The 10,640-nt window shown below is 68.8% G+C and carries 4 protein-coding genes and 1 tRNA gene; 1 reads left to right on the top strand and 4 read right to left on the bottom strand.

Annotation, left to right across the window (positions count from 1 at the left end):
- Positions 1 to 104: 104 nt before the first annotated feature.
- Positions 105 to 761 (bottom strand): response regulator, encoded by a 657-nt coding sequence (locus SNA_RS30710; protein ID WP_030069139.1) that lies wholly within the window; start codon positions 759 to 761, stop codon positions 105 to 107.
- 255 nt (positions 762 to 1,016) lie between these two features.
- Positions 1,017 to 6,527, bottom strand: a complete 5,511-nt coding sequence (locus SNA_RS30715) for a HAMP domain-containing protein (protein ID WP_078970313.1) — start codon at positions 6,525 to 6,527, stop codon at positions 1,017 to 1,019.
- A gap of 436 nt (positions 6,528 to 6,963) precedes the next feature.
- Here SNA_RS30715 and SNA_RS30720 point away from each other — a divergent pair, with 436 nt between their 5' ends.
- Positions 6,964 to 9,609 (top strand): SpoIIE family protein phosphatase, encoded by a 2,646-nt coding sequence (locus SNA_RS30720; protein ID WP_078970314.1) that lies wholly within the window; start codon positions 6,964 to 6,966, stop codon positions 9,607 to 9,609.
- Positions 9,610 to 9,672: 63 nt separating this feature from the next.
- On the opposite strand, the gene SNA_RS30725 is transcribed toward SNA_RS30720, so the two are convergent.
- Both SNA_RS30725 and SNA_RS30730 read right to left on the bottom strand, forming a co-directional pair.
- Positions 9,673 to 9,745: transfer RNA gene (locus SNA_RS30725), tRNA-Thr, on the bottom strand.
- An 81-nt stretch (positions 9,746 to 9,826) separates the two neighbouring features.
- Entirely contained in the window at positions 9,827 to 10,504 is a 678-nt protein-coding gene (locus SNA_RS30730; protein ID WP_030069144.1) for a DegT/DnrJ/EryC1/StrS family aminotransferase, read from the bottom strand.
- Positions 10,505 to 10,640: the final 136 nt, after the last annotated feature.

The raw sequence follows: 10,640 nt of genomic DNA on the forward strand, positions 1-10,640 counted from the left end.
ATTACAGGCGTCGGCAAGCGTGTCACGAGCGCACGCCGCTTCACCCATTCGTGTCGCACGTCCGCCTCATGAGAGGCCGTCAGCCGCCCCCTGCCGGGCGCCGGTCAGCCCGATGCGCCGCCCGACCCCGGCTCCAGTGCGTCCAGCGCCCGGCGCAGGCCGCTCAGTTTGCGCTCCAGATGGGCGGCCGTGGCGACCGCTGCCGCTTCCGCCGTCTCGTCCAGCTGCTTGGACAGCGCCTCGGCCTGCTCCTCGACCGCGGCCAGCCGCGCGGACAGCTCGGCCAGCAGCCCGGCCGACTCCTTCGCCTCCGAGCTCGGCCGCCCGCCCTCCAGCTGGAGCCTCAGCAGCGAGGCCTGCTCGCGCAGTTGGCAGTTCTTCATGTACAGCTCGACGAACACCGAGACCTTCGCGCGCAGCACCCACGGATCGAACGGCTTGGAGATGTAGTCGACCGCGCCGGCCGCATAGCCGCGGAAGGTGTGGTGCGGGCCGTGGTTGATGGCCGTCAGGAAGATGATCGGGATGTCACGGGTGCGCTCGCGCCGTTTGATGTGCGCGGCGGTCTCGAAGCCGTCCATTCCCGGCATCTGCACATCGAGCAGAATCACCGCGAAGTCGTCGGTGAGCAGTGCTTTGAGCGCTTCCTCCCCGGACGATGCCCGTACCAGCGTCTGATCGAGCGCAGAGAGGATCGCCTCCAGCGCCAGCAGATTCTCCGGCCGGTCATCGACCAGGAGGATCTTGGCCTTCTGCACCATGGCCCGTCCTCCTCGCCCCGGCATGGAACCGGACGCCGCCCCAGGGGACGACTCCGTCACGTCGCCCGTTCTTGTGCCGGTCATGGTAGCTGCACCCCGCCTATCGCCACACCCTGTCACCGCGATGTCACTGTGCACGTAGCGGAAACGCAGCGAGAGACGAGAAGGTTCCCCGAATACCGTGCGTCCACACGTCCGCGGCAACAGTGAGTCAGCACGCGATGATCCTCTTTCGGCTCCATACTGGACGCACCCTCACCTCGCGCGCATCCATTGCTCCATGACCGACAACAGATGATCGGTATCCACCGGCTTGGTCACGTAGTCGGAGGCCCCCGAGTCGATGCTCTTCTCCCGGTCGCCCTTCATCGCCTTCGCGGTGAGCGCGATGATGGGCAGCCCCGCGAACTGCGGCATCCGGCGGATCGCCGCGGTCGTGGCATAACCGTCCATCTCCGGCATCATGATGTCCATCAGCACCAGCACGATATCGTCGTGCTGCTCCAGCACCTCGATGCCCTCCCGGCCGTTCTCGGCGTACAGCACCGACAGGCCGTGCTGCTCCAGGACACTGGTGAGTGCGAAGACGTTACGGATGTCGTCGTCGACGATCAAGACCTTTTCGCCGTGGAAACCGCCACCGAAGGCCGGCTCCACCAGATCCTGGCCGTTGCCGAGCCAGGGCTCCTCCGCCTGCTGCTGTGTGGTCGGCTCCGAGGGCTGGCGCAGCGTCTGCGGCGGCGGGGCGGACGCGGGCTGGCCGCCCGGCAGCGCGAAGCGCCGTGCGCCGGCCGAAAGCCCGCGCCGGCGACGCCGGTTGAGACTGGAGGAGACCTCCTCCTCCCGCAACGTCTCGTACTCCAGCTGCCGCCCGACCTCCACCTCGCGCGCCTCCGCGTCCATCGCCAGCCCGCCGGCCACCAGCTGCGGATAGCCCTGCGGCGGCAGCCCGCCGGGGTTGTGCGGCAGATAGAGGGTGAAGGTGGAGCCGCGGCCCGGCTCGCTCTGGGCGTGGATCTCGCCGCCCAGCAGCCGGGCGATCTCCCGGCTGATGGACAGGCCCAGGCCCGTACCGCCGTACTTCCGGCTGGTCGTGCCGTCCGCCTGTTTGAACGCCTCGAAGATGACCCGCATCTTGCTGGACGCGATGCCGATACCGGTGTCGGTCACCGAGAAGGCGATCATGTCGGCGTCCGGATCGCGCAGCGAACCGTGTTCCAGCAACTGCTCGCGGATGGCCACCGGAACGTCCGCACCGGCCGGCCGGATCACCAGCTCCACGGCACCGGAGTCGGTGAACTTCACCGCGTTGGACAGCAGATTGCGCAGCACCTGGAGGAGGCGCTGCTCGTCGGTGTGCAGCGTGGCCGGCAGCTCCGGTGAGACCCGTACGGAGAAGTCCAGTCCCTTCTCCGCGGTCAGCGGGCGGAACGTGGCCTCGACGTAGTCGACGAGCTGGACCAGCGCGATCCGCGTCGGGCTGACGTCCATCTTGCCCGCCTCGACCTTCGACAGATCCAGGATGTCGTTGATCAGCTGGAGCAGGTCGGAACCGGCGCCGTGGATCGTTTCGGCGAATTCGACCTGCTTCGGGGAGAGATTCCCCTCGGCGTTGTCGGCCAGCAACTTGGCCAGAATCAGCAGGGAGTTCAGCGGCGTGCGCAGCTCGTGCGACATGTTCGCCAGGAACTCCGACTTGTAGCGCATGGAGACCGCGAGCTGCTCGGCGCGCTCCTCCAGGACCTGCCGCGCCTCCTCGATCTCGGTGTTCTTCACCTCGATGTCGCGGTTCTGCGCGCGCAGCTGCTCGGCCTTCTCCTCCAGCTCCGAGTTGGACAGCTCCAGCGCCTTCTGCCGGCTCTCCAGCTCGCCCGACCGCTCCTTGAGCTGCTCGGTCAGCTCCTGCGACTGCTTGAGCAGCACCTCGGTCTTGGTGTTGACCGAGATGGTGTTGACGCTGGTGGCGATCATCTCGGCGATCTGGCTGAGGAAGTCCTTCTGGATCTGGGTGAACGGCTGGAAGGACGCCAGCTCGATCACCCCGAGCACCTTGTCCTCGAAGAGCACCGGCAGCACGATCACATTCGCCGGCGGCGCCTCCCCCAGCCCCGAGGCGATCTTGAGATATCCGGAGGGGACGTTCTCCACCAGGATGGTGCGTCCCTCCTCCGCGGCCGTGCCGATCAGCGTCTCTCCCGGCTTGAACGTCGTCGGCATCCCGCCCATGGAGTAGCCGTACGAGCCCATCAGCCGCAGCTCGTACGCGCCCGGTTCACCGCCGTCCGCGCCGATCTCCCGGCTGTCCGGCTGCGCCGCGAGGAAGAACGCGCCGTGCTGCGCGGAGACCGCGGGCGACAGCTCGCTCATGATGAGCGTGGCGACGTCCTTGAGGTCGCGGCGGCCCTGCATCAGACCGGAGATCCGGGCCAGGTTGCCCTTGAGCCAGTCCTGTTCCTCGTTGGCGAGGGTGGTCTCGCGCAGCGTGGAGATCATGGTGTTGACGTTGTCCTGGAGCTCCAGGATCTCGCCGGCCGCGTCCACATCGATACGGACGTTGTGATCGCCCAGGGTCACCGCCGCGGCGACGGCGGCGATCGCCCGGACCTGGCGGGTCAGGTTGCCCGCCATCTCGTTCACCGACTCGGTCAGGTCCTTCCAGGTGCCGGCCACGCCGCGCACCTGCGCCTGACCGCCCAGCTGGCCCTCCGTACCCACCTCTCGGGCCACCCGCGTGACCTGCTCCGCGAACGACGACAGCTGGTCGACCATGGTGTTGATGGTGGTCTTCAGCGCCAGGATCTCACCCCGCGCGTCCACGTCGATCTTCTTGGTCAGATCGCCCTTGGCGACGGCGGTGGTGACCATGGCGATGTTGCGGACCTGGCCGGTGAGGTTGTTGGCCATCGAGTTCACGGACTCGGTCAGGTCCTTCCACGTACCGGCGACACCGGGGACGCGGGCCTGGCCGCCCAGGATGCCGTCGGTGCCCACCTCACGGGCCACCCGGGTGACCTCGTCGGCGAACGACGACAGCGTGGTGACCATCGTGTTGACCGTGTCGGCCAGCTGCGCGACCTCGCCGCGCGCCTCGACCGTGACCTTCTTCGTCAGATCTCCGTTGGCCACCGCCGCCGAGACCTGGGAGATGTTGCGCACCTGGATGGTCAGGTTGTTGGCCATCAGGTTGACGTTGTCGCTGAGGTCCTTCCAGATACCGGTCACGCCCGGAACCCGTGCCTGGCCGCCCAGCTGGCCTTCCGTACCCACCTCACGGGCGACCCGGGTGACCTGCTCCGCGAACAGCGACAGCTGGTCGACCATGGTGTTCACGGTCGTGACGAGTTCGAGGATCTCGCCCTTCGCGTCGACGGTGATCTTCTTGGACAGATCACCGCGGGCGACCGCCGTCGTCACCTCGCCGATGTTGCGCACCTGCGAGGTCAGGTTGTTCGCCATGAAGTTGACGGACTGGGTCAGGTCCTTCCACGTCCCGCTGACGCCCTGCACCTCGGCCTGGCCGCCCAGGATGCCCTCGGTACCCACCTCGCGGGCCACCCGCGTGACCTGCTCGGCGAAGGAGGACAGCTGGTCGACCATCGTGTTGAGGGTGTTCTTCAGCTCCAGGATCTCGCCCCGGGCGTCCACATCGATCTTCTGCGAGAGGTCACCGCGCGCCACCGCGGTCGCGACCTGCGCGATGTTGCGGACCTGGGCCGTCAGGTTGCCGGCCATGCCGTTCACCGAATCGGTCAGATCCCGCCAGACACCCGCGACGCCCGGCACCTGCGCCTGACCGCCCAGCCGCCCGTCCGTACCGACCTCCCGGGCGACCCGGGTGACCTGCTCGGCGAACGCGGAGAGCTGGTCGACCATCGTGTTGATGGTGCTCTTCAGCTCCAGGATCTCGCCGCGCGCATCGACGTCGATCTTCTGCGACAGATCGCCGCGCGCCACCGCCGTCGTCACCTGCGCGATCTGCCGCACCTGCGAGGTCAGGTTCCCCGCCATGAAGTTGACGGAGTCGGTCAGTTCCTTCCACGTACCGCTGACGCCGTCCACCCGGGCCTGACCGCCCAGCCGGCCCTCGGTGCCCACGTCCCTGGCCATCCGCGTGACCTGGTCGGCGAACGAGGACAGCTGATCCACCATGGTGTTCACGGTGTTCTTCAGCTGGAGCATCTCACCGGAGACGTCCACGGTGACCTTCTGCGACAGATCACCGTTGGCGACCGCCGTCGTCACCTGCGCGATATTGCGCACCTGACCGGTCAGGTTGCGGAAGGCGGTGTTCACGGAGTCCGTGAGGTCCTTCCACGTACCGGCCGCACCCGGCACCGCCGCCTGGCCGCCCAGCTCACCCTCGACGCCGATCTCCCGCGCCACCCGGGTGACTTCGGAACCGAACGCCGAGAGCTGATCCACCATCGTGTTGACGGTGTTCTTCAACTCCAGCATTTCACCGGCCACATCGACGGTGACCTTCTGCGACAGATCACCGTTGGCGACCGCCGTCGTCACCTGCGCGATGTCCCGCACCTGACCGGTCAGATTGCGGAAGGCGTTGTTCACCGAGTCGGTGAGGTCCTTCCACGTCCCCGCCGCGCCCGGCACCTGCGCCTGGCCACCGAGCTGCCCCTCGGCCCCGACCTCGTTCGCCACCCGCGTCACTTCGTCGGCGAAGGTCCGCAGCGTCTCGGTCATCGTGTTGATGGTGTCGGCGAGCTGCGCGACCTCGCCGCGTGCGCTGACCGTCACCTTCTGCGACAGATCGCCGCTCGCCACGGCGGTGGTGACCTGGGCGATCCCGCGCACCTGGGCCGTCAGGTTGCCGGCCATGAGGTTGACCGAATCCGTCAGGTCCTTCCACACCCCGGCCACACCGGGCACCTGCGCCTGGCCGCCTAGCTCGCCCTCCGTACCGACCTCGCGGGCGACCCGGGTCACCTCGGAGGCGAACGAGGAGAGCTGGTCCACCATGGTGTTCACGGTGTTCTTCAGCTCGAGCATCTCGCCGGCGACATGCACCGTCACCTTGCGCGACAGATCACCCTTGGCGACCGCGGTGGTCACCAGCGCAATGTCACGCACCTGCGCGGTGAGCCGGGAGGCCATCGTGTTGACGGATTCCGTCAGGTCCTTCCACGAACCCGACATTCCACGCACCCGCGCCTGCCCGCCGAGCTTGCCCTCCGTACCGACCTCGCTGGCCACCCTGGTGACCTCGTCGGTGAACGCGGACAGCTGGTCGACCAGCCCGTTGACGGTCCGCCCGACCTTCAGGAACTCCCCGCGCAGCGGATGCTCCGACGAGCTGTCCGAGCTGCGCGAGCGCAGATCCATCCGCTGTTCCAGATCACCCTCGGACACCGCCGAGAGCACCCGTCCCACCTCGGAGACCGGCCGTACTAGATCGTCCACCAGGGCGTTGGAGGCATCGATGGCCGCCGCCCAGGACCCCTCGGCCGCGCCGACCTCCAGCCTTTCGGTGAGCTTTCCCTCCCGCCCGACCACTCTGCGTACCCGGGCCAGCTCACCGGTCAGATGCAGATTGCGGTCCGCGACCTCGTTGAAGACCGCGGCGATTTCCGACATAACGCCTTCGCCGGAAACCGTCAGCCGCTTGCGGAAATTCCCGTCCCGCATGGCGACAAGAGCGACCAACAGCCGGTTCAGGGCAGCCGCATCCACCTCGGTCGTCCCGTTGTTCCGGGATCGTCCGCCTTTCGCACGAGCGCTTGCACCGCGCGTCGCTGCGCCAGACTCCACCGTGTCCCTCCCGCAGGGTCGACCGTTTTCTCCGGGCTTTCTCTTGGTACGTGCCCAGTGTTTCACCCCGCCGCACCGAGGCGACAAGGAGTCGAAACGTAACCACATCGATGGAGATTCGTTGAAGCTCATGGGCAGGTCTCATCCTCACACCACCGCTGGACCGTCTCCGGACCCCTCCGGCATCCGCACCGGAAGCCGCCACGAAGGCGCGCGGCCACGGCAATACGGCCCCGCGGCAATACCGGCCGTGACTCCGCGGCCGCCCCATTCCACGCGAGGATTCCTCATGAGGGATGAAGCACTGACCGCCGGAGTGCATCTGCTCCCAAAAAGCACGCCTTCGTTCCCAGCACCCGACCGGACCGTCTAGCCTGGCTTGCGCATCGACACCACGAGAAACGGGCACAGGACTCGGGGGAGCGACGAAGAACCAATGGGGAGTGCTGTGATCACCGCGCGGGCCGCCGCCACCTTCGAGCCGGTCGGGCGCTCGGTCGCCACTGCCCGTGCGTTCGTCAGGGACACCCTCCAGGGCTGGGGCTGCATCGACATCGTCGACGACGCCGTCGTGCTGACCAGCGAACTGGTCACCAACGCCGTGGTGCACGCCGGCACCGCCGCCGATGTGCTGTGCCTGCGCACCGACGGCGACGTCCGCATCTCCGTCGCCGACCGCTACCCCGAACGCGAGATTCCGCTCCAGCACGCCGGCCAGGCCATGGTGCACCCCGACCGCGAGGGCGGCCGCGGCCTGCTGCTGTGCGGCGCGCTGGCCTCCCGCTGGGGCGTGGAGTACACCGCGGCACAAAAACACGTCTGGTTCCAGCTGGAGCTGCCCGAGCGCCCGGCCGGCACCCGCTCCGCCGGCCCCGCCCTCCCGGTGGACGCCCTCCCCGCCACCGACACCCGCGTCCGCGTCGCCGTCGTCCAGATCGACCGCGCCGGCTGCATCAGCTTCTGGAACGACGACGCCCAGGATCTCTTCGGCTACGACCAGAAGAAGGTCATCGGCAAGCCCATGACCGACTTCGCCGCCTGGCCGCACACCCCCGGCACCGGCACCGGCATCGCCGAGGCACTGGAGCTGTCCCGCTGGGAGGGCTCCTACGGCATCAGAGGCGCCGACGGCCGCGTCCTGCCCGTATACGCCTCCCACCTGCGGGTCCGCGACGCCGACGGCGAAGCCTCCACCGTCTGCCTCCTGGTGCGCGACCACGAGCGCGCCATCCTCCAGAGCCCCCAGCGCACCCCCGCCCCGGACGCCGCCACACAGACCGCCCAGTCGGCGGTGCACCCCTCCGACCCGTTCGAGGTCTTCATCGGCTCCCCGGCCCCCGACGACCTCGACGGACTCCTCCAGCGCACGGTCGAACGCGCCCGCGACATGCTCGACGGCGACGCCGCCTACCTCCTGCTGGCCACCGACGACGAGACCGAACTGGAGGTCCGCGCCTCCACGGGCCTGCCCTCCGCCCGCCAGCGGTTCGCCCGCGTCCCCGTCGAGGCCGGATCCGGACGCTACGGCTCCGCCCGGATGCCCGCCGTCCACGAGGACCTCACCGCCGTCCCCGGCGCCGTCCCCCTGCTCAGCGGAACGGGCATGCGCTCCGTCGTCACCGTCCCCCTCAAGGTCGAGGGCCGGCTGACCGGCTCCCTCGGCGTCGCCGCGGAAGGCCCCGGCCGCTATACGAACGAAGAGGCCCTCCGCCTCCAGTTCGCCGCCGACCGCATCGCCCTCGCCGTCGAGCGCGCCCGGCTGACCGAGCTGGAGAAGCTGCGCCGCGGCTCCCTCTCCTTCCTCGTCGAGGCATCCGACCTCCTGGCCGGCACCCTCGACCGCGACCAGACGCTGGCCCTGATGGCCCAGATGACGGTCCCGACGCTCGCCACCTGGTGCGCCGTCTACACCGTCGCCGACCAGGCATCCGAGCCCGAGCTCTCCTACGTCCTGCACGAGGACGAGGACCGCATCGACGGCCTCAAGACGCTCCTGCTGAAGGTCGACCCGCCCGAGCCGGTGCCCACCCCCGGCGCCCGCGTATGGACCGCCCCCGGTGACGCCGCCCACGACGCCGCGCTGCGCACCTCCATGCGCAGCCTCGGCCTGGGCCACGCCGCCCGCCCCTCCACGGGCCCCGGCGCCACCCTGGCCACCGCCTCCGCCGTCGGCGGCGAGACCGTCGTCCTCCCCCTCGTCGCCCGTAACCGCGTCATCGGCATGCTCACCCTCGGCAAACCCGCCGAGGAACACTTCCGCCAGGAAATCCTCGAACTGGCCGAGGACCTCTCCCGACGCGCCGCCCTCGCCCTGGACAACGCCCGCCTCTACTCCGAGCGCACGGCCATCAGCCAGTCCCTCCAGCGCAGCCTGCTCCCCCCGGAGCCGCTGCCCGACATCCCCGGCGTCGAGGTCGAGGTCATCTACCGCGCGGCCGGCGAGGGCAACGAGGTCGGCGGCGACTTCTACGACCTCTTCCCCATCCGCGACGGCGCCTACGGCTTCGCCATCGGCGACGTCTGCGGTACGGGCCCCGAGGCCGCCGCGGTCACGGGCCTGGCCCGCCACGCCCTGCGCCTGCTGGCCCGCGAGGGCTTCGGCGGCCCCGCCGTCCTGGAGCGACTGAACGCCGCCATCCTCGACGAGGGCGCCCGCAGCCGTTTCCTGACGCTCCTTTACGGCGAGCTGTGGCCGCAGCCCGACGGAAGCGCCCTGCTCAAGGTCGTCTGCGCCGGCCATCCCCTCCCGCTCCGCCTGCGCCAGGACGGCACCACCGAACCGGCCGCCGAACCCCAGCCCCTCCTCGGCGTCATGGACGACCTCGAACTGTACGAACAGACCGTCACCCTCGACCCCGGCGACGTCCTGCTGTGCGTCACCGACGGTGTCACCGAACGCCGCGAGGGTACCCGCATGCTCGGCGACGACGGCCTCAACGATGTCCTGACGACCTGTACGGGCCTGACCGCCGGCGCCGTCGCCGCCCGCGTCCTGCGCGCCGTCGAACGCTTCGCCGCCGAACCGGCCTCCGACGACATGGCCATCCTCGCCATGCGCGTCCCCGAAATCCCCGCGGGCTGACGCGAGTTACGCATACGCACGAAAAAGGCCCCCGCCGAATGGCGGGGGCCTTTCTCTTACCAGAGCCCCAATACGGAATCGAACCGTAGACCTTCTCCTTACCATGGAGACGCTCTGCCGACTGAGCTATTGGGGCGCAGCGACAGAAAGAATACTACCCGATCTCCGCAGCGCTCCGAACCGTCCAAGCCCCTCGGTCACCCGGCTGCCGCCACGGCTAGAAGGCCGGCTCGAGCAGTCCCCCCAGCGCATTACAGGCATGCACCATCTTCTGCACGTCCCGTCGCTGCATATCCACCCGCAAGGGCAGCGCCAATGTCTCGTCAACCGCCCGCTCCGTCTGCGGCAAAAACACATCCCGCCGCAATCCGGGCATCCGATACACCGGCGCCTGCACGGGAACGGTGCACGCAACTCCCTTGCCCCGCAACGCCCTCGCAAAGGCGTCCCGGTCCGGCCGACCATTCCCCGGGACCCGCACCACATATTGCTCATAGGTGTGTCCGGCCGCCGGCACCGGCGTCCCGACACCATTGAGCCGACCGTCCAGATACGTCGCCAGCTCCCGCCGCCGCTCCACACCCTCCGGCCGCGCCCCGGGCTCGTCCTCGACCAGGACCAACAGCCCGTGGCGCTGCCCGATTTCACGAATCCATCCCGCATCGGCCTGCCGCCCGAAGCGGTGTATCGCCACCACCGCGGCCGTCCGGCCGGTCACCACATCGGCCACCGCGGCCGGATCGAGGCAGTAACTCTCGGCATCCACATCGGCGTACACCGGCACGGCGCCCAGCTGCGCCACGGCATGCGCCACTTCGGCGTTGCCGTAGGCAGGCACCACGACCTCATCACCAGCACGTACACCGGCGGACCTGAGCATTCCAGCTGTCCCCATGAGGCGGATCCTGGCGACGCGAGGTGAACGACACGTTACGTCTCCCACCTGATAATCAGAACAAAAAAGCTCCGGCTCCTGAACCAGAGGTCCAGGAGCCGGAGCTGAAGAATTGTTCGGCGGCGTCCTACTCTCC

The sequence above is a fragment of the Streptomyces natalensis ATCC 27448 genome, assembly GCF_000935125.1.
Lineage (GTDB): Bacteria > Actinomycetota > Actinomycetes > Streptomycetales > Streptomycetaceae > Streptomyces > Streptomyces natalensis.